Here is a 23,749-nt window from a genome sequence, read left to right as displayed (position 1 = left end):
CTTAAAAAGTTATTTAGCAGCACCAATAGCTAAAAGTTAAGCCAAATCAGCAGGTTTGCTATAGCTACTCTGTTTCAGGCAAAAAAAAACGGCCCCATACGGGGCCGCTGTCTCTTACGGACGCTGCGCTTATTTGCCTTTCAGCTGCGCATGCATCTCCTGTACTGAAGTCACTTTCTCAGTGGGATCCGCATTCAGGGCCATCGCAGTCGCGAAGCCGCCGTTCAGCGTGGTGTCATAATGCACTTTATACTGCAGCGCGCTGCGGCGAATCAGCTTAGAGTCTTCAATCGCCTGACGTCCCGCCGTGGTGTTAACAATATAGGTGTATTCACCGTTCTTCAGGCGATCCTGAATATGCGGGCGTCCCTCATGCACCTTATTGACCAGGCGTGGATTGATACCGGCTTCACCCAGCACCACCGCCGTACCGTGGGTAGCGTCCAGCTCAAAGCCAAACTTCTGCAGCTTCGCCGCCAGATCGACGATGCGCTTTTTATCGCCTTCACGCACCGAGAGCAGCGCACGACCGCTTTTCTTCATGTTGCTCTGCGCGCCCAGCATCGCTTTACCGAAGGCTTCAGCAAAGGTACGGCCGACGCCCATCACCTCACCGGTGGAGCGCATTTCCGGTCCCAGAATCGGATCGACGCCCGGGAATTTATTGAACGGCAGCACCACCTCTTTCACCGAGTAGTAAGGCGGAATGACCTCTTCCGTCACGCCCTGCTCCAGCAGGGTTTTGCCCGCCATGACGCGAGCCGCCACTTTGGCCAGCGGTACGCCGGTAGCCTTGGAGACAAATGGAACGGTACGTGCCGCACGCGGATTCACCTCAATCAGGTAAACCTCGTTATCTTTGACCGCAAACTGCACGTTCATCAGACCGCGTACGTTAAGTTCAAACGCCAGCTTCTCAACCTGCTGACGCATCACGTTCTGGATCTCGCTGCTCAGCGTATAGGCTGGCAGGGAACAGGCTGAGTCGCCGGAGTGAACACCCGCCTGCTCAATATGTTCCATGATGCCGCCAATCAGCACCCGCTCGCCGTCGCAGATGGCATCCACATCGACTTCCACCGCATCATCAAGGAAGCGATCCAGCAGCACCGGCGCATCGTTAGAGACGGATACTGCGGTCTGGAAATAGCGCTTAAGATCCACTTCGTCATAGACGATTTCCATCGCACGGCCGCCCAGTACATAGGAAGGACGTACCACCAGCGGATAACCGATACCGGCAGCTTTCTCTACCGCCTGCTCCAGCGTGGCAACCGTGGCGTTAGCCGGCTGTTTCAGTTTCAGACGATCCACCGCCTGCTGGAAACGCTCGCGGTCTTCAGCGCGGTCAATGGCGTCCGGGCTGGTACCGATAACCGGTACACCGGCCGCTTCCAGCGCACGCGCCAGTTTCAGCGGCGTCTGGCCACCATACTGCACGATAACGCCTTTTGGCTGCTCAATTCGTACAATCTCCAGCACATCTTCCAGCGTAACCGGCTCAAAGTAGAGGCGATCGGAGGTGTCATAATCGGTTGAGACCGTTTCCGGGTTGCAGTTAACCATGATGGTTTCATAACCATCTTCACGCAGCGCCAGCGATGCGTGGACGCAGCAGTAGTCAAACTCAATACCCTGCCCGATACGGTTTGGTCCGCCGCCCAGCACCATGATTTTGTCACGATCCTGATTCGGGTTCGCTTCGCACTCCTCCTCATAGGTGGAATACATGTAGGCGGTATCGGTCGAGAACTCAGCGGCACAGGTATCCACCCGCTTATAGACCGGATGCAGATTGTACTGCTGACGCAGCTTACGGATTTCGCTTTCTGCCACACCCGCCAGCGCTGCCAGACGCGCATCAGCAAAACCTTTACGCTTCAGCGCGCGCAGGAAGCCGGCATCCAGCGCGTTAACGCCTTCACGTGCAACCTGCTCTTCCAGACGCACCAGCTCTTCAATCTGTACCAGGAACCAGCGATCGATGTTGGTGAGATTAAATACGCCATCCACCGACATACCGGCACGAAACGCGTCAGCAACATACCAGATGCGGTCCGAACCAGCGTCTTTCAGCTCGCGGCGGATACGGGTCAGCGCGTCGGCGTCATCCAGATCCACTTTTGGATCGAAGCCGTTAGCGCCGACTTCAAGGCCGCGCAGCGCTTTCTGCATCGACTCCTGGAAGGTACGGCCAATCGCCATCACTTCACCCACTGATTTCATCTGTGTAGTGAGGCGATCGTTGGCACCCGCAAATTTCTCAAAGTTAAAGCGCGGGATCTTAGTCACGACATAGTCGATTGAGGGTTCAAACGACGCCGGCGTGCGACCGCCAGTGATATCGTTCATCAGCTCATCGAGCGTAAAGCCCACCGCCAGCTTAGCCGCGACTTTAGCAATCGGGAACCCGGTGGCTTTGGACGCCAGCGCGGAGGAGCGCGATACGCGCGGGTTCATTTCGATTACGATCAGACGACCATCTTTCGGATTTACGGAGAACTGAACGTTAGAGCCGCCGGTTTCCACACCAATCTCACGCAGCACCGCCAGCGAGGCGTTACGCATGATTTGGTACTCTTTGTCCGTCAGCGTCTGCGCCGGTGCCACAGTGATGGAGTCGCCGGTGTGAATGCCCATGGCGTCGAAGTTTTCAATTGAACAGACGATGATGCAGTTATCATTTTTATCGCGCACTACCTCCATCTCATACTCTTTCCAGCCAATCAGCGATTCATCAATCAGCAGCTCGTTGGTCGGAGAGAGGTCGAGGCCGCGCTCACAGATCTCTTCAAACTCTTCGCGGTTGTAAGCGATACCGCCGCCGGTGCCGCCCATGGTAAAGGAGGGACGAATAATGCACGGGAAACCGACCTCCTCCGCGACCTTCAGCGCCTCTTCCATCGTGTGGGCGATACCCGAACGGGCGGTATCAAGACCGATGCTTTTCATCGCCACGTCAAAGCGACGGCGATCTTCAGCTTTATCGATAGCGTCAGCCGTGGCGCCAATCATGGTCACGCCAAACTCTTCCAGCACGCCCTGGCGCTCCAGCTCCAGCGCACAGTTCAGCGCGGTCTGCCCGCCCATGGTAGGCAGTACTGCATCCGGGCGCTCTTTTTCGATGATTTTGCGCACCACTTCCCAGTGGATTGGCTCAATATAGGTCGCGTCAGCCATTTCCGGGTCGGTCATGATGGTCGCCGGATTGGAGTTAACCAGAATGACGCGATAGCCCTCTTCACGCAGCGCTTTACACGCCTGCGCGCCCGAGTAGTCAAATTCACACGCCTGACCGATAACGATCGGGCCAGCGCCAAGGATCAGGATAGATTTTATGTCAGTACGTTTTGGCATCGGAGGCTCCTGATTACTTCGCGTTTGAACGGTAGGCTTCAATCAGTTCGATAAAGTGATCGAACAGCGGCGCCGCATCGTGCGGGCCAGGACTCGCTTCCGGATGTCCCTGGAAGCTGAAAGCGGGTTTATCGGTACGATGAATACCCTGCACGGTCTGGTCAAACAGCGACACATGCGTCACACGCAGATTGGCCGGTATCTGGCTCTCATCGACGGCGAAACCGTGGTTCTGTGCGGTGATCATCACAGTATTATTATCGAGATCTTTTACCGGATGGTTGCCGCCGTGGTGACCCAGCTTCATTTTGACGGTTTTTGCACCGCTGGCCAGCGCCAGCAGCTGATGCCCCAGGCAGATACCAAATACCGGAATTTCTGTCTCCAGAAACGCCTGAATCGCGCGGATAGCGTAGTCACACGGCTCCGGATCGCCCGGGCCATTGGAGAGGAAGATGCCGTCCGGATTGAGTGCCAGCACCTCTTCTGCTGGCGTCTGCGCCGGCACCACCGTCAGGCGGCAGCCGCGATCCACCAGCATACGCAGAATATTGCGCTTGGCGCCGTAGTCATAGGCGACCACGTGATACGGCAGTGCGTCAGCTGACTGCTGCTCAGGCAGGCCATCCTGCAGCGTCCAGCTCCCCTGCTGCCACGTGTAAGTCTCCGTGGTAGCCACTTCTTTCGCCAGATCCATACCTTTCAGCCCCGGGAACGCCTGCGCTTTCTGCAGCGCCAGCGCGGCATCCGGCGCGTCACCCGCAATGATGCAGCCGTTCAGCGCGCCCTTTTCACGCAGCAGACGCGTCAGCTTACGCGTATCGATATCAGCGATGCCGACAATATTATTGCGCTGTAGCCAGGCAGAAAGGCTCTCTTCACTGCGGAAGTTGCTGGTAATCAGTGGCAGGTCGCGGATCACCAGGCCCTGAGCGTGAATCTGGTTTGATTCATCATCTGCGATATTGACGCCAACGTTGCCGATGTGGGGATAAGTAAGAGTAACAATCTGGCGGGAATAGGAGGGATCAGTAAGGATTTCTTGATAACCGGTCATTGACGTGTTGAAAACGACCTCACCCACTGCCGAACCCGTAGCCCCGATGGCCCGACCGTGGAATTGGGTTCCGTCTTCCAGAACCAAGAGCGCTGACTTAATCAAAACATCCTCCAGGGAATAAACAGTCACAATATATGCATATTAATTCATAATACTGGCCTGAATCAATGTAAAAACCGCCTGACTGCTCGATTTTTGGCAAATTGCGCGCATTCTAATGATCACCTCTGCTGATGTCTACCCGGAAAGGCTATTTTTTTATGTTTTTCGGAGGCTATAACTAAAATATAGTGCAAACAGGGCAAAAGCAGCATCTTAATAGGGTAATTAATCGGTTGCCTGACAACAATAACCGCCGAATAAGCGGAGCTACGCAAAATATTTGACCAAATGGTCAAATTTAATCTTAGCAGCTGAGAAAAAGATGAGTTAACTTGCAAATAAACCCATTACGAAGATATTTTATGGCGAAGAGGTTATTTTGACAAAAATAAAGGGCAATAAAAATATTGCCCTGCCAATCAATGGACTAGCGACTGAAAAACCACATCACGATGGCTCACAACAATCAATTTTTTGCTAAATTAAGCACATCACGCATGTCATAAAGACCATTTTTTCGCAACTCAACCCAGACTGCAGCCCGGACGGCACCTTTTGCAAAGGTCATCCGGCTTGAGGCCTTGTGGCTAATCTCTATCCGTTCGCCGATATCAGCAAACAGAGCAGTATGCTCACCAATGATGTCGCCGGCGCGCACCGTGGCAAAACCGATAGTGTGCGGTTTGCGCTCACCGGTATGGCCTTCACGCGCGTAAACCGCATGATCCTCCAGCTTCCACTCCATGGCGTCCGCAATGGCTTCACCCATTGCCAGCGCGGTTCCTGAGGGCGCATCAACTTTATGGCGATGGTGCGCCTCAACGATCTCAATATCCGCATACTCCCCCATCACTGAGGCCGCCTGCTGCAGCAGATTCAGCATCAGGTTGACGCCAACGCTGAAGTTGGCAGCAAACACGATGCCGATCTCCTCTGCCGCTGCACGAATTGCGGCTTTTCCGGCGTCATCAAAACCGGTTGTGCCAATCACCATCGCCTTTTGATGCTGGCGGCAAAAGGCCAAATACTCCAGCGTGCCTTCCGGACGCGTGAAGTCGATTAGCACATCGAAATCGTCCACCACCTTTAGCAAATCATCGGTGACGGTGACGCCGGTTTTACCGATGCCCGCCAGCTCACCCGCGTCTGTACCCAGCAGTGAAGAGCCGCTGCGCGCCAGCGCAGCGCCCACCGCCACGCCTTCCGCCTGATGCGCGGCCTGAATCAGATTTCGTCCCATGCGGCCCGGCGCACCAACAATAGCTAAGCGGATATCACTCATATTTATTCATTCCTGATACAAAACTATGCATGCAAAGCGTAAACAGGTTAACCATCAGCTAACCGTCACGCCACAATAAAAAAGGGATATAAGAATTTCAGGACAGCGATAAAACATTATCAGTAAAAGCAATCCCGGCGGCTGGTTGTGGCGAGGCATACAGCCGTACATAAAGAAAAGGCCGAACAATGTCGGCCTGATACGGTAGCAAATGTTAAACGCTTATTGCACGTTGCGCACGTCAACGCGCAGCTCTTTCGGCACTTCGAATACGATATTTTCTTCGCGGCCGATCAGCTCAATGGCTGCTTCACCACCGAGTTCGCGCAGGCGCTGGATCACCTGCTGTACCAGAATATCGGGCGCAGAAGCACCTGCCGTCACGCCAATACACTCTACGCCGGTTACCCACTCTTCCTGAATATCGTCCGCGGAGTCGATAAGCTTCGCCAGCTTGCCTGCGCGCTGCGCCAGCTCAGCCAGCCGGTTAGAGTTAGAGGAGTTTTTTGAGCCGACCACCAGCACCACTTCAGCATCCTGCGCCAGCACGCGCACCGCTTCCTGCCGGTTAGTGGTGGCATAGCAGATGTCATCTTTGCGCGGGCCGATAATGGCCGGGAAGCGCTGACGTAAGGCGTCAATGACGTCAGAGGTGTCATCAACTGACAAGGTAGTCTGCGTCATAAAACAGAGGTTGTTCTCATCTTTGACGGTCAGCTTAAACACATCTTCCGGTGATTCCACCAGATACATGCCGCCATTGGGGTTGCTGTATTGCCCCATGGTGCCTTCCACTTCAGGATGACCGGCGTGACCAATCAGGATCGCCTCAACCCCTTTACGGCTGGCACGTGCCACTTCCATATGGACTTTCGTTACCAGCGGACAGGTGGCATCAAACAGCATGGTCAGATCGCGCGCTTTTGCTTCAGCGCGTACCGCCTGCGACACACCGTGCGCTGAGAAGATCAGAATGGCGCCATCCGGCACTTCACCGATCTCTTCGATAAAGATCGCGCCACGCTCGCGCAGGCTGCTCACTACATAACGGTTGTGCACCACTTCGTGACGCACGTAGATTGGCGCGCCATACATCTCCAGCGCCCGCTCAACGATGCTGATAGCGCGATCCACTCCGGCGCAGAAACCGCGCGGGTTAGCTAACAGGATTTGCATTGTTATCCTCCAGCACCGGATCGATCTCCAGTACTTCGATATCAAACCGGACAGGCTGCCCCGCCAGCGGATGATTAAAATCCACGGTGATTGAGTCACCGGAAATTTCACGGATCACCCCGGGCATCTCGCTGCCGCCCATGCCGCTGAACAGCATAATCGCGCCGATTTCCGGCTCGCCCGCGTCGATAAAGTCGCGACGCGAAAAGTACTGGATCAGATCCGGGCTGCTGGCGCCAAACGCATCTTCCGGCACCAGGGTAAAGGCGAGCTGATCGCCCGCTTTGCGCCCCAGCAGCTCGCGCTCCAGCGCCGCCGACAGGCTGCCGTCACCCAGACGGAACAGCGCAGGCTTGCCGTTAGCACGGGTGGATTCGGCAGTAGAGCCATCCTCCAGCTTGAGCGTGAAATGCACCAGCAGCGCGCTATCGGGCTGAACTGTCTCTGTCATCGGTTACCCTTACTCTCTTTTTCATCATGCCTGCGCCTGCAGCCGTGACCGGCGTGCAGGCAGCAGACGTCAGGATGTTGCTTTTTTGCCGCTGGGGCTGAAGAACCCCTCAAGCACCACCAGCGCCGCGCCGATGCAGATGCCGCAGTCAGCGATATTGAACGTGGCGAAGTGCCAGTTACCGACATAAAAGTCGATAAAGTCGACGACAAAACCGTGCCAGGCGCGATCGAACAGGTTGCCAAGCGCCCCGCCAACAATCAGCGCATACGCAATATTGCTGAGCCTGTTGCTGGCGCGGTTGCGATACATCATCACCAGCAGCGCGACCACAATGGCAATGGCAATACCGGCAAAGAACCAGCGCTGCCAGCCACCTTTGTCTGCCAGGAAACTGAACGCGGCGCCATAGTTATGGGCATAGAACAGGTTCAGAAACGGCATCAGCGGCTGCGTTTCATGCAGCATCATATTGTTCATGACCCACAGCTTGCTGGCCATATCGATGCCAATAACGACCAGCACCAGCCAGCTCCAGCGCAGTCCGGTAGAACTGAGTTTAGTCATCAGGCAAATTTCCGTACTTCACCGTCACCGGCTACGTTTGAGTAACAGCGTCCGCACACGTCGGCGTGCTCCGGATTCTGGCCTATGTCGGTAGTATAGTGCCAGCAGCGCGGGCACTTCTCGCCTTCTGCTTTATGCAGAACGATTTTCAGCCCTTTCAGCAGGTCGCTCTGCTGCGCCTCATCGCTCGCCGTTGCGTAATCGGCTACCGTCGCGCCGGAGGTCAGCAGCACAAAACGCAGCTCGTCGCCAAGCGCCTGCAGCTTCGCGCCCAGCTCCGGTTCCGCATAGAGCGTGACCGTCGCTTCCAGCGCGCCACCGATGCGCTTGTCGCTGCGCGCCTGCTCGATCGCTTTGTTGACTTCGCCGCGGACTTTCAGCAGATCGGCCCAGAACGCATCGTTCATCGGCTCATCCGCCGCAAGACCGAACAGATTGTCATACCACTCTTCAGTGAAGACATACTGCGCGCGTTCGCCCGGCAGGTGACCCCAGATCTCATCAGCGGTAAAGGACATGATAGGCGCCATCCAGCGCACCAGCGCCTCCACAATGTGCCACAGCGCGGTCTGGCAGCTGCGACGCGCCAGGCTGTCGCCCTTCGCGGTGTACTGGCGATCTTTAATCACATCCAGGTAGAACGACCCCATCTCAATGGAGCAGAAGTGCATCAGACGCTGCACCACTTCATGGAAGTCGTAGTTTTCATAGGAGGCAACGATATCCTGCTGTGCAGCCAGCGCACGTCCTACCGCCCAGCGATCGACCACCACCATCTCTTCTGGCGTAACGCAGTCAGTGGCCGGATTAAAGCCCGCCAGGTTAGCCAGCAGGAAGCGTGCGGTGTTACGTATACGGCGATAGCTGTCGGCTGCGCGTTTCAGGATCTCATCCGATACCGCCATTTCGCCGGAGTAGTCGGTAGAGGCGACCCACAGACGCAGAATGTCCGCGCCAAGCTTATCCATCACATCCTGCGGCGCTACCGTGTTGCCGATCGACTTCGACATCTTGCGACCCTGACCATCCACGGTAAACCCGTGCGTCAGAACCTGACGATAAGGCGCTTTGCCTTTCATCGCCGTAGAGATCATCAGCGAGGACATAAACCAGCCGCGATGCTGATCGGAGCCTTCCAGATACATATCCGGCGCGTGTCCCTCAAACTCCGGACGCGCATCGACTACCGAGAAGCTGGTTGATCCCGAGTCAAACCATACATCCAGCGTATCCGGCACTTTCACGTACAGATCGGCGTCGTCACCCATCAGTTCGCGCGGATCGAGATCCCACCACGCCTGAATGCCATCCTGCTCCACGCGCTGCGCAACTTTCTCCATCAGCTCAAGCGTGTCAGGGTGCAGCTGCTCACTTTCTTTATGCACAAACAGCGCCATGGGCACGCCCCAGGTACGCTGACGCGAGATGCACCAGTCAGGACGGTTGGCAACCATCGCTTCGATACGCGCCTGACCCCAGTCCGGGATCCACTGTACGCCTTTAATCTCTTTCAGCGACTGCGCACGCAGTCCCTGCTGATCCATGCTGATAAACCACTGCGGCGTCGCCCGGAAGATGATCGGCGTTTTGTGACGCCAGCAGTGTGGATAGCTGTGCAGCAGTTTCTCCACGTGGAGCAGCGCGCCCTTCTCTTTCAGCAGTTCAACAATCATGTCGTTGGCTTTGAAGACATTTACGCCATCAAGCGACGGATAAGTGCCCGGCAGATAGGTACCATCTGGCGCCACCGGGTTAGCGGTCTCGATGCCATATTTCTGACCAATTACGTAGTCATCCGGACCGTGTCCGGGCGCGGTATGCACCGCACCGGTCCCCGCTTCCAGCGTAACGTGCTCACCCAGCACCACTTTCGACTGAACCTGCGTCAGGAACGGATGCTGAAACAGCTGCAGCTCCAGCGCTGCCCCCTGGCATTCACCCAGCACCTGCCACTCGCTGATGCCGGCGCGCTTCATCACGCTCTCCACCAGATCTTTAGCGAGGATCAGGCTGCGGCCCTCAATCTGGACCAGCTGGTACTCAAATTCAGGATGCAGGGAGATCGCGCGGTTGGCGGGCATGGTCCACGGCGTGGTGGTCCAGATCACCAGTGAAACCGGCCCCTCTGAGGCGCTGACGCCAAAGGCTGACCGCACCGCGTCGGCATCCAGCGCGTTGAACATCACGTCGATAGACGGCGAGGTTTTGTCGTAATACTCAACTTCCGCTTCCGCCAGCGCTGAACGGCAATCCATACACCAGTGCACCGGCTTCGCGCCTTTATGCAAATGGCCGTTACCGATGATTTTGCCCAGTGCACGGATGATGTTGGCTTCGGTCGTGAAGTTCATGGTCAGATAGGGACGATCCCAGTCGCCCAGCACGCCAAGGCGGATAAAATCTTTTTTCTGCCCTTCTACCTGCTCAGCGGCATAGCTGCGGCAGGCGGCACGAAACTCTGCCGCGCTGACTTTCTCGCCCGGCTTGCCAATCATCTGCTCAACTTTGTGCTCGATCGGTAAGCCGTGACAGTCCCAGCCCGGAACATAGGGTGAGTCGTACCCTGCCATGCCTTTCGACTTGACAATAATGTCTTTCAGAATCTTGTTAACAGAGTGACCAATATGAATATTGCCGTTTGCGTACGGAGGGCCATCATGCAGGATGAAGGTTTTTTTCCCTTTTTTGGCGGCGCGGATGATGCCGTAGAGATTGTCATCGTACCAGCGCTGCAGCATGCCCGGTTCGCGTTTGGCCAGATCGCCACGCATCGGGAACCCCGTTTCCGGCAAATTCAGGGTAGATTTATAGTCACTCATCAGATTCTCGATTCCGTCTGTCGGTCATTAAACCGGTGTTTGTAGCCCAAAGAATTGGCGGGCTGTCACCACATCTTTTGCAATTTGTTCTTTCAGCGCATCCAGCGAGGAAAAGCGCTGTTCGTCGCGGATCTTCTGTTTCAGCACCACCTCAATATGGCGGCCATAGAGATCCATATGTGTGTCGAGCAGATGAACTTCAAGCTGCTGACGTAAACCTTTTACCGTCGGGCGGGTACCGATGTTGGCGACGCCTGGCACCGGCTCTGCGGTCAGACCCAGCACTTCCACGGCAAACACGCCCTTAACCGGCGTGACCGCGCGACGCAGCGGCAGATTAGCGGTCGGAAAACCTATGGTACGGCCCAGTGCATCACCGTGCACCACGCGGCCTGAAATGCTGAAGGGATGGCCAAGCAGCTGCTGCGCCTGCGCAAAATCATCCTGCGCCAGCGCCTGACGGACAGCCGTACTGCTGATGCGCTTACCGCTGTCGCAGAAGGTCTGGGTGCTGATGACCTCAAAGCCATACTCTGCACCCGCTTTCTGTAATAACAGGAAATCCCCTTCGCGACCAGCGCCGAAGCGGAAATCATCGCCTACCGCCAGAAAACGCACGTCGAGTTTTTCCACCAGCAGCTCGCTGATAAAACGCTGAGCCGGATAGGCTGCAAACTGACGATCAAACCGGATACAGAGCACGGCGTCGACGCCAGCGCGCTGCAGCCAGCGCAGTTTTTCACGCAGCCGCGTCAGACGGGCCGGTGCTTTTTCACCCGCAAACAGCTCCAGCGGCTGCGGTTCAAACAGCATCACCACCACCGGCAGATTGCGCTTACGGCCCTCTGCAATCAGCTGCGCCATCAGCGCCTGATGACCGCGATGCACACCATCGAAATTACCAATGGTCAGAACGCAGCCGCGATGCTGCTGTTTCAGATTATAAATACCGCGGATTAACTTCATGGCTGACTCAAACCGGTGGAAATCGGCGGATTATACCCTTGAATAGCGCTGAGGTTAACCCGTATACACGCCTTTCCTGCGCTGAAGCGCCCTCTGGCCCACCGTCGGGCAACAAATCACCATACCTGCTGAAGAAATTGTTGCGAAATACTGTATTCAGAGCGGGGTTGCTGGTAGAATCTTGCGCCATCAATTACGTAAGCGGGTGTCGTGGTTAAAACGACGCTTATTTGCACAAATCCATTGACAAAAGAAGGCGCAAAAGGCATAGTCCTCGGCCTTTGATTTGTCCATATAGAACACATTTGGGAGTTGGACCTTGGCTAATATCAAATCAGCTAAGAAACGCGCCGTAACATCTGAGAAACGTCGCAAGCATAACGCGAGCAACCGTTCTATGATGCGTACTTTCATCAAGAAAGTATACGCGGCTATCGCAACCGGCGACAAAGCTGCTGCGCAGAACGCATTCAACGAAATGCAACCAATCGTGGACCGTCAGGCTGCTAAAGGTCTGATCCACAAAAACAAAGCTGCACGCCATAAAGCAAACCTGGTGGCTCAGATCAACAAACTGGCTTAATCGCCTGTCTGTTTATCGCTTTGTAGAAAGAACCGGCTTATAGCCGGTTTTTTTATGCCTGTCGTTTGCCGGCAGCGTAAAAAGGAGGCTGACGCCTCCTCTCCGGTTAACGCAGCTTAACGCAGCTTAACGCGCAATAGCGTATAGCCAATCACCGCTGACAGCAGCGAGCCGCTGAGAATACCCAGTTTTGAGAAGGTCACCAGCTCTTCGTGAGCGGCATCAAACGCCAGCGAACTGATAAAGATAGACATGGTAAAGCCGATACCGCACAGCACGCCAATGGCCATGATATCGCGTATCGTGGTTCCGCCCGGCAGCGCTGCCAGACGCAGCTTCACGGCCAGCCAGCAGAACAGCGTAATACCCAGCGGTTTACCAATCAGTAACCCGAGGATAATCCCCAGCGGCTCTGGTGAGAACACATCACCAAAGGTGATACCACTCAGTGAAATCCCGGCGTTAGCAAACGCGAACAGCGGCAGAATCAGCCAGTTCACCCACGGCATCAGACCGTGCGCCAGATGCTCTGCCGGTGAATGCCCCTCTTTCTCCTCCAGCGGTACAAAGAAGCCGACCACCACGCCCGCCAGCGTAGCGTGCACGCCCGACTTCAGCACCGCGGTCCAGAGCACAATCCCGACCAGCATATAGACGGCGATGTTACGCACGCCACAGCGGTTAAGCAGGGCCAGCACCACGATGGCGGCAGCCGCCACGCTGAGCGACAGCACGGAGAGATCGCTGGTATAGAAGAGAGCGATAATCACAATGGCGCCGAGGTCGTCAATGATGGCCAGCGCCATCAGGAACACTTTCAGCGCTACGGGAACACGACTGCCGAGCAGCGCCAGCACGCCCAGGGCGAATGCGATATCGGTCGCGGTCGGGATCGCCCAGCCGTTGCGGGCGATTTCGTTATCATGGTTGAAGATCAGGAAAATCAGCGCCGGGGCGACCATGCCGCCGAGGGCAGCGATAACCGGAAAAATGGCGCGATCGCGACTGGCCAGCTCGCCGCTGATTAACTCGCGTTTTACTTCCAGACCGATCAGCAGAAAGAACAGCGCCATCAGCGCATCGTTGATCCACAGCAGCAGGTTCTTGCTGATATCGAGTGCGCCAAAGCGGATCTGTACCGGCTCTGCCAGGAAGCTCTGGTAGCCAGCGGCCGTTTCCGCGCTGTTCGCCAGCACCATGGCTGCGACCGCAGCGAGAATTAATACCATGCCGTTGCTGGCATCGCTTTCTATAAAGCTTTTCAGCAACGTTTTGATTGAGCGGGGCTGCTTCATTACTCCTCCTGAGCAAAAACAATTTGTTAAGGAGTGTAACCGCGTTAACCCTGTGATAAAAGCCGCTTGCCGCGTCTTTACGCCAGTTTAAAATCAATAAAAAAGCGGAGAGTTACCTCTCCGCTTTTAGTGTGTTGCCCGGACGCTGGATCAGCGCGTCAGATCATCAAAGAACTTCTTCACGCCGTCAAAGAAGCTTTTTGAACGCGGGCTGTTCTTTTCACCGCTCGGACCACCGAAGCTCTCTTCCAGCTCACGCAGCAGCGCTTTCTGCTTATCGTTCAGGCTGACCGGGGTTTCCACCACCACCCGGCACAGCAGGTCGCCAACGGCGCCGCCGCGCACTGATTTCACGCCTTTACCGCGCATGCGGAACAGCTTGCCGGTCTGGGTCTCCGCAGGCACCTTCAGCTTCACGCGGCCATCCAGCGTCGGCACTTCAATCTCGCCGCCCAGCGCCGCCATCGCAAAGTTGATCGGCACTTCGCAGTAGAGGTTATTCTCTTCACGCTCAAAGATTGGGTGCTTTTTCACCGAGACCTGAACGTAGAGATCGCCTGCCGGTGCGCCATGCTCGCCCGCTTCCCCTTCGCCACTCAGACGAATACGGTCGCCGGTGTCTACCCCCGCCGGAATTTTTACCGACAGCGTTTTCTGACGCTCTACGCGTCCATGACCATGACAGGCATTGCACGGATCCTTGATGACCGAACCGCGACCGTGACAGGTCGGACACGCCTGCTGTACGGTGAAGAAACCCTGACGCATCTGTACCTGGCCTGCACCGTGGCAGGTCGGACAGGTCTGTGGCTGCGTGCCCGCTTTGGCGCCGCTGCCGTGACAGACGTCGCACTCTTCCAGTACCGGGATGCGGATCTCTTTGGTCACGCCGCGTACCGCTTCTTCCAGCGTCAGCTCCATGTTGTAGCGTAAATCGGCACCGCGTGATGCACGCTGACGGCGACCGCCGCCAAAGATATCGCCAAATACGTCGCCAAAGATATCGCTGAAGTCTGCGCCGCCGCCGCCGAAGCCGCCACCAAAGCCGCCGCCACCGCCGCCCTGTTCAAAGGCCGCGTGACCATACTGGTCATAGGCCGCACGCTTCTGAGCATCCGTCAGAATTTCGTACGCTTCCTTCACTTCTTTAAATTTTGCTTCGGCTTCTTTGTCGCCCGGATTACGGTCCGGGTGATATTTCATCGCCAGGCGCTTATAAGCCTTTTTGATTTCACGCTCATCAGCCGATTTTGAGACGCCTAAGATCTCGTAAAAATCACTCTTTGCCATTTTGTTCTGCCCTTAACATAGTTGCACGGGCGTGGAGAAACTCCTACGCCCGTGCTGGTTTCAACGGCTGTCAGGCCAGCCGTCGCGCCCGGTCAGGGGCAATTATTTTTTATCTTTAACTTCTTCGAACTCAGCGTCGACCACGTCATCCTGCTGCTGCGCTGACGCGTCGCCGGCGTCCGCTGCGCCTGCCTGACCCTGCTGCTGTGCCATCTCCATCAGTTTGCCGGAGACTTCCATCAGCGCCTGCATTTTCGCTTCGATAGCCGCTTTGTCTTCGCCTTTCAGCGCGGTATTCAGCTCAGTCAGTGCAGCTTCGATAGGTGCTTTGTCTTCTGCAGAGAGCTTATCGCCCGCTTCATCCAGCTGCTTGCGGGTGCTGTGCGCAATCTGGTCACCCTGGTTGCGCGTCTGTACCAGCTCTTCAAACTTGCGGTCAGATTCAGCGTTCGCTTCCGCGTCACGCACCATTTTTTCGATCTCATCTTCGTTCAGACCAGAAGAGGCTTTAATGGTGATTTTCTGCTCTTTACCGCTGTTTTTATCTTTCGCTGACACATGCAGAATACCATCAGCATCGATGTCAAAGGTGACTTCGATCTGCGGCATACCGCGTGGTGCAGGCTGAATGCCGTCGAGATTAAACTGACCCAGCGATTTGTTATCGCCAGAACGCTTACGCTCACCCTGCAGCACGTGAATGGTCACGGCAGACTGGTTATCTTCAGCAGTAGAGAACACCTGACTGTGTTTGGTCGGGATAGTGGTGTTCTTGCTGATCAGCGCGGTCATTACGCCGCCCATGGTTTCAATACCCAGCGACAGCGGCGTTACGTCCAGCAGCAGAACGTCTTTCACATCACCTGCCAGTACGCCACCCTGAACAGCAGCACCGACCGCTACGGCTTCATCCGGGTTAACATCTTTACGCGGCTCTTTGCCGAAGAACTCGGTCACTTTCGCCTGCACCATTGGCATACGAGTCTGACCACCTACCAGGATGACATCGTTGATGTCAGAGACTGACAGGCCAGCATCCTGCAGCGCAACTTTCAGCGGCTCAATTGAACGGGTTACCAGGTCTTCTACCAGAGATTCCAGTTTCGCACGCGTCACTTTGATGTTCAGGTGCTTAGGACCGGTTGCATCTGCCGTGATATATGGCAGGTTAACGTCGGTCTGCTGCGCAGAAGAGAGTTCAATTTTTGCTTTCTCAGCGGCTTCTTTCAGACGCTGCATCGCCAGCGGATCGTTATGCAGATCGATACCCTGGTCTTTCTTAAACTCGGCTACCAGATAGTTGATCAGGCGGCTATCGAAGTCTTCACCACCCAGGTGGGTATCACCGTTGGTTGCCAGCACTTCAAAGGTTTTTTCGCCATCAACGTCGTCGATCTCAATGATTGAGATATCGAAAGTACCACCACCCAGGTCATAAACCGCGATAGTACGGTTGCCCTGACCTTTGTCCAGACCGTAAGCCAGCGCTGCTGCGGTTGGTTCGTTGATGATACGCTTAACGTCCAGGCCCGCGATACGGCCCGCATCTTTGGTCGCCTGACGCTGTGCGTCATTGAAGTAAGCCGGTACGGTAATAACCGCTTCAGTCACCGCTTCACCGAGGAAATCTTCCGCGGTTTTCTTCATTTTCTTCAGCACTTCAGCAGAGATCTGCGGCGGTGCCATTTTCTGGCCCTTCACGTCCAGCCATGCGTCACCGTTGTCAGAACCGGTGATTTTGTACGGCATGATTTTGATATCACGCTGTACTTCTTCGTCCTGGAAACGACGACCAATCAAACGCTTGATAGCGAACAGGGTGTTCTGCGGGTTGGTCACTGCCTGACGTTTAGCCGGCTGACCTACCAGCGTTTCGCCGTCTGCGGTATACGCAATGATTGACGGCGTGGTGCGATCGCCTTCAGCGTTTTCCAGCACGCGTGCCTTGCCGCCGTCCATGATCGCCACACAAGAGTTGGTTGTACCCAGGTCAATACCAATAATCTTACCCATCTAAACGTCTCCCACGTAAATTCTTTGTCAAATTGGGTTGTGATGCAGAGATGTGGTCGTTACCGCCACTTTCAACTGCGACTGCAGGCTTTTTTGCTGCCTCACAACGCCCGATGACAAGTAAATGGGGCCGCTTCGATGCGCATCAAGGGTTAAAAGCAAAAAATATTTCGATTCTTTTAGCCGGACGGGATAAATGGCGGGAAAATGTACAACTTCAGCAGCAGTACGGCGGAGCAGTGCTGCCCGCCGTACCGGGCTCATCAGGATAAAGAGCGCGAGGAGTGCCCCGCTGGCTGACGTGCGTCACGCCACAGCCAGCAGCCGACAGCGGCACCGATCGCCGCCAGCGCCAGCACATACCAGGCCGGTGCCACAGGTGTCAGCTGCATCATCAGCGTTACGCTGACGGGCGTCAGGCCGCCGAAAATCGCGTAAGCAACATTGTATGAGAAAGAGATGCCGGTAAAGCGTACCGCTGGCGGAAAGGCGCGCACCATGACAAACGGCACTACGCCTACCACACCGACGCTCAGTCCCGCCACGCCGTACCAGAAAAACAGCATCTGCGGCGCGCTGCCGGTGTTTTGGAAAAAGTGCCAGCTGCAGAAAGCCAGCAGCAGCGATCCCGCTATCAGCGTACGCGCCGCACCCGCGCGATCTCCGATCCAGCCTGCCAGCACGCATCCGACCAGCAGCATTACGGTCGCCAGGCTGTTGGCCTGCAGGCTCAGCGCAGCAGGCACGCCCTGTTTCTGCATCAGTGCGGGCGCCATTAAAATCACCACTACAATGCAGGCGGAGAGCAGCCAGGTCAGCAGCATTGAGATCGCAATACTGCGCTTGTGGTGCAGCAAAATAGCCTGCAGCGGCAGCCGTTCAGACAGCGTTTTCCGCTGCTGCATCTGCTGAAATACCGGCGTTTCATGCAGCCAGCGACGCAGGTACATCGCCAGCAGTCCAAACAGGCCGCCGAGAAAGAACGGCAGCCGCCAGCCGTAATCGCGCATTGCCGCTGGCGAAATCGTGCTGTTAAGCAGCGTCGCTACCAGTGAACCCAGCAGGATACCGGCAGTGAGGCCTGCGGTCAGGGTGCCGCAGGCAAAGCCGGTACGCTTTTCCGGAACGTGCTCAGCAACAAATACCCAGGCGCCCGGCACTTCACCGCCAATTGCCGCCCCCTGCAGCATCCGCAATAGCAGCATTAGCAGCGGTGCAGCGATACCTATGCTTGCATAGGTGGGCAGTGCGCCCATCGCCAGGGTCGGCAGCGCCATCAGCAGAATACTCAGGCTGAACATCTTTTTCCGGCCGACTTTGTCACCAAAGTGCGCCATAACAATGCCGCCCAGCGGTCGCGCCAGATAGCCGGCAGCAAAAATACCAAACGTCTGCACCTGACGCAGCCAGTCAGGCATATCGGGCGGGAAAAAGAGCTCGCCAATGACGGCAGCAAAGAAGATAAAAATAATGAAGTCGTAGAATTCCAGCGCCCCGCCAAGGGCAGCCAGCGACAGGGTTTTATAGTCCTGCCGGTTAAGTCGATGCGAGGTGAGCGAGTCCATAACGGTGCGGTATCCAGAGCCGGGAAAGGTAGAGCAGACGTTACTATACCGGCAAACCCGCACCACACCAGCAAGGCTGAATTTTATGCCTGAAAAGCCTTATATTCAGAGGTTTGTCTCACGCCGTGCGCTTTTCGGACGAAATGCTGCTACCACTGCCGCATGCGTCTCGATATAGGGTCCTTCCAGCAGCTGCAGGCAGTAAGGCACGGCGGCAAAAATTCCGGGTACCCTTACGCTGCCATCCTCCGCTTTTACCCCTTCCAGCGTCTCTTTAATCGATTTCGGCTGGCCGGGCAGATTCAGGATCAGCGACTGTTTGCGGATAACCCCTGCCTGACGTGACAAAATGGCAGTGGGTACAAACTGCAGGCTGATCTGACGCATCTGCTCACCAAAGCCAGGCATTTCACGATCCGCTACCGCCAGCGTCGCATCCGGCGTCACGTCGCGTCGTGCCGGCCCGGTGCCGCCTGTGGTCAGCACCAGATGGCAGAAACGTTCATCTACCAGCTCGCAGATCGCCTGTTCAATCATCGGCTGTTCATCCGGCACCAGGCGCGTCTCCAGCTCAAAGGGTGTTGCCAGTGCAGCATTGAGCCAGCTCTCCAGTGCCGGAATGCCCTGATCCTGATAAATGCCGTTTGCTGCGCGATCGGAAACGGAAATTAATCCAATGCGTAAAGTATCCATAAGAGTATCGCTGTGGTTAGCCGCGTGGCGGCAAAGAAAGAGAGATGCAGAAAGGATAATACAAAGCGCAGAGCAGAGAAATGCGTAATGCCGCGGCGGCAAGGCACCGCCACGGCGTCATGCTTACAGCAGTTCGGTCAGCATCTTTTCAAGTTTGCCCTGATCAACGGCAAAGTTGCGGATGCCTTCCGCCAGCTTAGTCACCGCCATAGGATCCTGGTTATGCTGCCACAGGAACTCCGCTTCGGTCATTTTCGCCGGACGCTCGCTGATCTCGCCGCTGTAGCTCAGCTTGCGCTCAACGCTGCCTTCGCTCTCAGCCAGCTCTTTCAGCAGGCCCGGAGAGATGGTCAGACGGTCGCAGCCCGCCAGCTCAATGATTTCGCCCACGTTACGGAAGCTGGCGCCCATCACCACGGTCTCATAGCCGTGCTGTTTGTAGTAGCTGTAGATTTCAGAAACGGACACCACGCCCGGATCTTCATGCGGCGCATACTCTTTTTTATCAGTGTTCTGTTTGTACCAGTCGAGAATACGGCCTACGAATGGGGAGATCAGGAAAACGCCCGCTTCTGCACAGGCGCGTGCCTGCGCGAAGGAGAACAGCAGCGTGAGGTTACAGTTAATACCCTCTTTTTCCAGCTGTTCCGCTGCACGGATGCCCTGCCAGGTTGAAGCGAGTTTGATCAGAATACGATCGTTGCTGATGCCCGCGTCGTTGTAGAGTTTAATCAGGCTGCGCGCTTTCGCGATGCTCGCTTCGGTATCGTAGGAGAGGCGTGCATCAACTTCTGTGGAAATGCGGCCCGGGATCAGTTTCAGGATCTCCAGCCCGATGTTGACAGCCAGTTTGTCAGAGACCAGCGCCAGCTGCTCTTCCTTATCGCTGCTCTGCTGACGCGCCCAGCCGATCGCTTCGTCAATCAGCTTGCGGTATTCAGGGATTTGAGCAGCGTTGAGGATCAGGGAAGGGTTTGTCGTGGCATCCTGCGGCTGATAGAGCTTCATCGCTGCAATATCACCGGTGTCGGCGACCACGGTAGTCAGCTGACGCAGGGAAGTAAGTTTATCCGTCATGGTTCTCTTTTCTCTTTGGTTGACTGTCAGGGTATAAAAGGCTGAATCGATAATATCACGCGCAATCAGCGGCGCAACATCGTGGCGTGCCCTTTACGATAGCGCTGGCAAATAGGAGCGATTTGCCGATTAATGCCGCTTTTTTGATACACTCCGCGCAATGCATTTTCCGTTAATGTCCTGATATTTAAGCAGGCGCACAAGGAGACCCGGTATGCTGATGGTGATTTCACCGGCTAAAACGCTGGATTATGAGAGCCCGCTTGCCACCCCCCGCTTTACCCAGCCTGAGCTGCTGGAAAAATCGCAGCAGCTGATTGACGTTGCGCGCGCCCTCTCCCCGGCTGATATCGCTTCGCTGATGCGTATCAGCGACAAGCTGGCGCACCTGAACGCTGAGCGCTTTAACCAGTGGCAGCCGCCCTTTTCGCCGGAAAATGCGCGTCCGGCTATCCTGGCATTTAAAGGGGATGTTTATGCCGGCCTGCAGGCTGAACGCTTTAGCGAGGCAGATTTTGATTTTGCCCAGCAGCACCTGCGTATGCTCTCCGGTCTGTATGGCCTGCTGCGCCCGCTGGATCTGATGCAGCCCTACCGGCTGGAGATGGGTATCCGACTGGCAAACCCGGCTGGCCGCGATCTCTATAGTTTCTGGGGCGATATGCTCACGGAAGCGCTGAATCAGGCGCTACAGGCGCAGGGTGACCAGGTGCTGATTAACCTGGCGTCAGATGAATATTTCCGGGCAGTAAAGCCGGCAAAACTGAATGCCCGGCTGATTAAGCCGGTGTTTCTGGATGAAAAGAACGGTCACTATAAGGTCATCAGTTTTTATGCCAAAAAAGCGCGCGGTCTGATGAGCCGTTTTGTGATTGAGCATCGCCTGACACAGCCAGATCAGCTGAAGCAGTTTGATGCAGATGGATACCGTTTTGATGCGGCCGCCAGCCAGGGAAATGAGCTGGTGTTTAAGCGTCAGGAACAGCGATAAATCAGTTTATGCCGGGGCGTCATCGCGTTTCGTATGCGCATCAATCCGGGCGCCATTAATGACGCCCCTACGGGACCATCCGATATCCGTAGGGGGCGCATTTATGCGCCCCTGGCATCATCGCGTTTCGCACGCGCATCAACCCGGGCGCCATGAATGGCGCCCCTACAGGGGATGGGATATCCGTAGGGGGCGCATTTATGCGCCCCTGGCCGCCATGGACTACGCCCCGATCTGTTACTGTTACTGCAGCAGGAATTTGCGCAGTGCGACAAACTCTGCCGGCATCTGATGTGACAGCAGCGGCAGATCGGCGCGATCGGCCAGCGCCTGCGGCAGCGTAAGCGTCTGCCCCAGAATCTCTTCTACGCTCTCGCGGAATTTCGCCGGATGCGCTGTACCGAGGAACAATCCATACTCACCTTCCTGCAGCTGATCGCGCAGCAGACGATAAGCGATGGCCGCATGCGGTTCTGAGAGATAACCCAGATCGGCCAGCTCGCGCATCGTGGCCTGCGTCGTCTCATCAGAGACCGCACCGTAAGCGAGATCGGTCAGACGCCAGGTTTTACGGCGGAACAGCTCTTCCACGCGCGGCCAGTTATTCGGCTGGCTGACATCCATCGCGTTTGACAGGGTAGCCACAGTGGCATTCGGCTGCCAGGCACCATTGCCGAGAAAGCGCGGTACGGTGTCATTGGCGTTGGTTGCGGCAATAAACCGTTTGATTGGCAGACCGAGCGATTTTGCCAGCAGGCCGGCCGTGAGATCGCCAAAGTTACCGCTGGGTACGGAAACCACCAGCTGATTACGCTGCTCCTGCGGAAGCTGTGCGACCGCCTCAAAGTAGTAGCAGATCTGCGCCAGCAGGCGGCTGATATTGATAGAGTTAGCGGAGTTAAGGCCAATCGCTTTTTTCAGCTCCTCATCATCAAACGCCTGCTTAACCAGCGACTGACAGGTATCGAAATCGCCATCAATCGCGATAGTTTCAATATTGCCACCCAGCGTGCAGAACAGTTTTTCCTGCAGGGCGCTGATTTTGCCCTGCGGATAGAGGATCACTACACGCACATTGTCCATACCGTAGAAAGCGTGCGCCACGGCAGCCCCGGTATCACCCGAGGTGGCAGTCAGAATAGTGATCTGCTCATCTGCGCCGGAGACATAGGAGAGCATCTGCGCCATAAAGCGGCCGCCGAAATCTTTGAATGCCAGCGTCGGGCCGTGGAACAGCTCCAGACAGGCGATATCTTCGCTGACTTTCGCCACCGGTGCCGGGAAGGTAAAGGCCGTTTTGACCCGCTCAGCCAGCTGATGCGGGGTAACTTCATCCCCGATATAAGCAGACAGGATTTTGCTGCTGCGGCTGACAAAGTCCATCTCCAGCATCGCATCGATATCGGTCAGTTCAAATTCCGGCAGCTCCAGTGGAAAGAACAGCCCCTGCTGCGAGCCCAGCCCCTGTTTGACTGCCTGCGAGAAGCTGACCTGCTCGTTGTGATCCTTAAGATTATAGAGTTTCATACGTTATCCCAGTTTACGTGCGCCAGCCGTATCAAGACGGCAGATATGGACGAAGCCTTCTTCATTCTGCAGATAGTGCTGGCTCAGCCAGTCTGCCATCCGCTGCGCCGTTGCCATCTCATTGCAAACAGCGAAAAGCGTCGGACCGGAGCCCGAAATGCCGCAGGCCAGCGCGCCGATATCGGCTGCCGCCTGCCGTGCCGCGGCGAAGCCCGGCAGCAGTTTGGTGCGGTACGGTTCGGCCACCACATCCTGCATTAACTTAGCCGCCAGCTGCGGCTGCCGGGTATGGCAGGCGTGAATAAAGCCCGCCAGCAGGCGGCCATGTTTAATCACATCCTGCTTGCGATATTGCGCCGGCAGAATCGCCCGCGCTTCCGCGGTAGAAACTTTAATGCCGGGATACGCCATAACCCACAGCCACTCATCAAAGCACGGCACCTGCTGGCTGATAATCCCCTGCTCTTCAATCATTAATTGTACGCCGCCGAGGAAGCAGGGAGCCACATTGTCATAATGTACGCTGCCAGAGATACGCCCTTCCAGCTCGCCCATCAGCGCCAGCAGTGCGGTATCGCTGAGCGGCTTGCCGCAGAATTCGTTCATCGCCATTAAGCCTGCCACGACGGAACAGGCGCTGGAGCCGAGGCCGGAGCCGATCGGCATATTTTTCTCCAGCGTCATCGCCACCGGCACTTCTTTGCCAATCGCCTGACAGAAACGCTCCCAGCATTGATAAACGATATTTTCTTTGGGATCGTCAGGCAGCTTGCTGACAAAACGACCGCGATTCTCAAGGCTGAAACGATCGGCCGCTTCAACTGCCACACAGTCGCCCAGCAGCGATCCATCCACCGGCGACACCGCGGCTCCCAGAACGTCAAAGCCAACGCTGACGTTGCCGATGGAGGCCGGTGCATAAATTTTTACCATCA

At 56.0% G+C, this 23,749-nt stretch carries 19 protein-coding genes; 3 read left to right on the top strand and 16 right to left on the bottom strand.

Annotation, left to right across the window (positions count from 1 at the left end):
• Window positions 1-129: 129 nt before the first annotated feature.
• The 8 genes from carB to ribF all read right to left on the bottom strand — a co-directional run bounded on the left by carB (window position 130) and on the right by ribF (window position 11,780).
• Window positions 130-3,357, bottom strand: coding sequence for a carbamoyl-phosphate synthase large subunit (gene carB, locus LAC65_RS02405; RefSeq protein ID WP_039382507.1), 3,228 nt, complete (start codon window positions 3,355-3,357; stop codon window positions 130-132).
• A gap of 13 nt (window positions 3,358-3,370) precedes the next feature.
• The gene (gene carA, locus LAC65_RS02400; RefSeq protein WP_039382504.1) at window positions 3,371-4,519 is read right to left on the bottom strand and encodes a glutamine-hydrolyzing carbamoyl-phosphate synthase small subunit; all 1,149 of its coding nucleotides are present in this window, start codon (window positions 4,517-4,519) and stop codon (window positions 3,371-3,373) included.
• A gap of 466 nt (window positions 4,520-4,985) precedes the next feature.
• Window positions 4,986-5,801: a 4-hydroxy-tetrahydrodipicolinate reductase gene (dapB, locus tag LAC65_RS02395; RefSeq protein WP_039382502.1), complete on the bottom strand. Its 816-nt coding sequence runs from the start codon at window positions 5,799-5,801 to the stop codon at window positions 4,986-4,988.
• 222 nt (window positions 5,802-6,023) lie between these two features.
• Window positions 6,024-6,977: a 4-hydroxy-3-methylbut-2-enyl diphosphate reductase gene (gene ispH / locus LAC65_RS02390; protein ID WP_039382499.1), complete on the bottom strand. Its 954-nt coding sequence runs from the start codon at window positions 6,975-6,977 to the stop codon at window positions 6,024-6,026.
• Window positions 6,958-7,428, bottom strand: coding sequence for an FKBP-type peptidyl-prolyl cis-trans isomerase (gene fkpB, locus LAC65_RS02385; RefSeq protein WP_039382497.1), 471 nt, complete (start codon window positions 7,426-7,428; stop codon window positions 6,958-6,960). The genes ispH and fkpB overlap by 20 nt, the downstream gene beginning before the upstream one ends.
• A gap of 69 nt (window positions 7,429-7,497) precedes the next feature.
• On the bottom strand, window positions 7,498-7,995 hold the full coding sequence (gene lspA / locus LAC65_RS02380; protein ID WP_039382492.1) for a signal peptidase II: 498 nt from the start codon (window positions 7,993-7,995) through the stop codon (window positions 7,498-7,500).
• Entirely contained in the window at window positions 7,995-10,814 is a 2,820-nt protein-coding gene (gene ileS / locus LAC65_RS02375) for an isoleucine--tRNA ligase (RefSeq protein ID WP_039382490.1), read from the bottom strand. The genes lspA and ileS overlap by 1 nt, the downstream gene beginning before the upstream one ends.
• 27 nt (window positions 10,815-10,841) lie before the next feature.
• A complete protein-coding gene (gene ribF / locus LAC65_RS02370; protein ID WP_039382487.1) occupies window positions 10,842-11,780 on the bottom strand; it encodes a bifunctional riboflavin kinase/FAD synthetase in 939 nt (312 codons plus the stop codon).
• Window positions 11,781-12,099: 319 nt separating this feature from the next.
• Between ribF and rpsT the strand changes: the two genes are divergently transcribed.
• Complete coding sequence (gene rpsT, locus LAC65_RS02365) at window positions 12,100-12,363, top strand: 30S ribosomal protein S20 (protein WP_039382484.1); 264 nt, start codon at window positions 12,100-12,102, stop codon at window positions 12,361-12,363.
• Window positions 12,364-12,479: 116 nt separating this feature from the next.
• On the opposite strand, the gene nhaA is transcribed toward rpsT, so the two are convergent.
• From nhaA to dnaK, 3 genes are all read right to left on the bottom strand, one after another.
• Window positions 12,480-13,658 carry a Na+/H+ antiporter NhaA gene (nhaA, locus tag LAC65_RS02360; protein ID WP_039382481.1) on the bottom strand — a complete coding sequence of 393 codons (1,179 nt, stop codon included), beginning with the start codon at window positions 13,656-13,658 and terminating at the stop codon, window positions 12,480-12,482.
• A 150-nt stretch (window positions 13,659-13,808) separates the two neighbouring features.
• A complete protein-coding gene (gene dnaJ, locus LAC65_RS02355; protein ID WP_071669092.1) occupies window positions 13,809-14,948 on the bottom strand; it encodes a molecular chaperone DnaJ in 1,140 nt (379 codons plus the stop codon).
• Window positions 14,949-15,050: 102 nt separating this feature from the next.
• Complete coding sequence (gene dnaK, locus LAC65_RS02350; RefSeq protein ID WP_039382477.1) at window positions 15,051-16,961, bottom strand: molecular chaperone DnaK; 1,911 nt, start codon at window positions 16,959-16,961, stop codon at window positions 15,051-15,053.
• Between the two features lie 50 nt (window positions 16,962-17,011).
• Between dnaK and LAC65_RS02345 the strand changes: the two genes are divergently transcribed.
• A complete protein-coding gene (locus LAC65_RS02345; RefSeq protein WP_139239684.1) occupies window positions 17,012-17,233 on the top strand; it encodes a hypothetical protein in 222 nt (73 codons plus the stop codon).
• Here the strand turns inward: LAC65_RS02345 and LAC65_RS02340 are convergent.
• The 3 genes from LAC65_RS02340 to tal all read right to left on the bottom strand — a co-directional run bounded on the left by LAC65_RS02340 (window position 17,225) and on the right by tal (window position 20,296).
• Window positions 17,225-18,526, bottom strand: coding sequence for an MFS transporter (locus LAC65_RS02340; protein ID WP_039382476.1), 1,302 nt, complete (start codon window positions 18,524-18,526; stop codon window positions 17,225-17,227). The two genes, LAC65_RS02345 and LAC65_RS02340, sit on opposite strands and share 9 nt — an antisense overlap.
• 105 nt (window positions 18,527-18,631) lie before the next feature.
• Entirely contained in the window at window positions 18,632-19,219 is a 588-nt protein-coding gene (gene mog / locus LAC65_RS02335; protein ID WP_039382474.1) for a molybdopterin adenylyltransferase, read from the bottom strand.
• Between the two features lie 123 nt (window positions 19,220-19,342).
• A complete protein-coding gene (gene tal, locus LAC65_RS02330; protein WP_039382472.1) occupies window positions 19,343-20,296 on the bottom strand; it encodes a transaldolase in 954 nt (317 codons plus the stop codon).
• Between the two features lie 214 nt (window positions 20,297-20,510).
• Between tal and yaaA the strand changes: the two genes are divergently transcribed.
• Complete coding sequence (yaaA, locus tag LAC65_RS02325) at window positions 20,511-21,287, top strand: peroxide stress protein YaaA (protein WP_039382468.1); 777 nt, start codon at window positions 20,511-20,513, stop codon at window positions 21,285-21,287.
• 243 nt (window positions 21,288-21,530) lie between these two features.
• Here the strand turns inward: yaaA and thrC are convergent, their stop codons facing one another.
• Together thrC and thrB are read right to left on the bottom strand one after the other, a co-directional pair.
• On the bottom strand, window positions 21,531-22,814 hold the full coding sequence (gene thrC, locus LAC65_RS02320; protein ID WP_039382467.1) for a threonine synthase: 1,284 nt from the start codon (window positions 22,812-22,814) through the stop codon (window positions 21,531-21,533).
• A 3-nt stretch (window positions 22,815-22,817) separates the two neighbouring features.
• A complete protein-coding gene (gene thrB / locus LAC65_RS02315) occupies window positions 22,818-23,747 on the bottom strand; it encodes a homoserine kinase (protein ID WP_039385707.1) in 930 nt (309 codons plus the stop codon).
• Window positions 23,748-23,749: the final 2 nt, after the last annotated feature.

This window comes from Pantoea eucrina, assembly GCF_020079945.1.
Classification (GTDB): Bacteria; Pseudomonadota; Gammaproteobacteria; order Enterobacterales; family Enterobacteriaceae; genus Pantoea; species Pantoea eucrina.
This window is presented reverse-complemented; position numbering and strand designations above follow the sequence as displayed.

Bases quoted from the DNA above. Each gene is read 5' to 3' on its own strand.
- carB (WP_039382507.1), bottom strand. From the start codon at position 3,357: ATGCCAAAACGTACTGACATAAAATCTATCCTGATCCTTGGCGCTGGC.
- dapB (WP_039382502.1), bottom strand. From the start codon at position 5,801: ATGAGTGATATCCGCTTAGCTATTGTTGGTGCGCCGGGCCGCATGGGA.
- ispH (WP_039382499.1), bottom strand. From the start codon at position 6,977: ATGCAAATCCTGTTAGCTAACCCGCGCGGTTTCTGCGCCGGAGTGGAT.
- fkpB (WP_039382497.1), bottom strand. From the start codon at position 7,428: ATGACAGAGACAGTTCAGCCCGATAGCGCGCTGCTGGTGCATTTCACG.
- lspA (WP_039382492.1), bottom strand. From the start codon at position 7,995: ATGACTAAACTCAGTTCTACCGGACTGCGCTGGAGCTGGCTGGTGCTG.
- ileS (WP_039382490.1), bottom strand. From the start codon at position 10,814: ATGAGTGACTATAAATCTACCCTGAATTTGCCGGAAACGGGGTTCCCG.
- ribF (WP_039382487.1), bottom strand. From the start codon at position 11,780: ATGAAGTTAATCCGCGGTATTTATAATCTGAAACAGCAGCATCGCGGC.
- nhaA (WP_039382481.1), bottom strand. From the start codon at position 13,658: ATGAAGCAGCCCCGCTCAATCAAAACGTTGCTGAAAAGCTTTATAGAA.
- dnaJ (WP_071669092.1), bottom strand. From the start codon at position 14,948: ATGGCAAAGAGTGATTTTTACGAGATCTTAGGCGTCTCAAAATCGGCT.
- dnaK (WP_039382477.1), bottom strand. From the start codon at position 16,961: ATGGGTAAGATTATTGGTATTGACCTGGGTACAACCAACTCTTGTGTG.
- LAC65_RS02345 (WP_139239684.1), top strand. From the start codon at position 17,012: ATGTGGTCGTTACCGCCACTTTCAACTGCGACTGCAGGCTTTTTTGCT.
- LAC65_RS02340 (WP_039382476.1), bottom strand. From the start codon at position 18,526: ATGGACTCGCTCACCTCGCATCGACTTAACCGGCAGGACTATAAAACC.
- mog (WP_039382474.1), bottom strand. From the start codon at position 19,219: ATGGATACTTTACGCATTGGATTAATTTCCGTTTCCGATCGCGCAGCA.
- tal (WP_039382472.1), bottom strand. From the start codon at position 20,296: ATGACGGATAAACTTACTTCCCTGCGTCAGCTGACTACCGTGGTCGCC.
- yaaA (WP_039382468.1), top strand. From the start codon at position 20,511: ATGCTGATGGTGATTTCACCGGCTAAAACGCTGGATTATGAGAGCCCG.
- thrC (WP_039382467.1), bottom strand. From the start codon at position 22,814: ATGAAACTCTATAATCTTAAGGATCACAACGAGCAGGTCAGCTTCTCG.
- thrB (WP_039385707.1), bottom strand. From the start codon at position 23,747: ATGGTAAAAATTTATGCACCGGCCTCCATCGGCAACGTCAGCGTTGGC.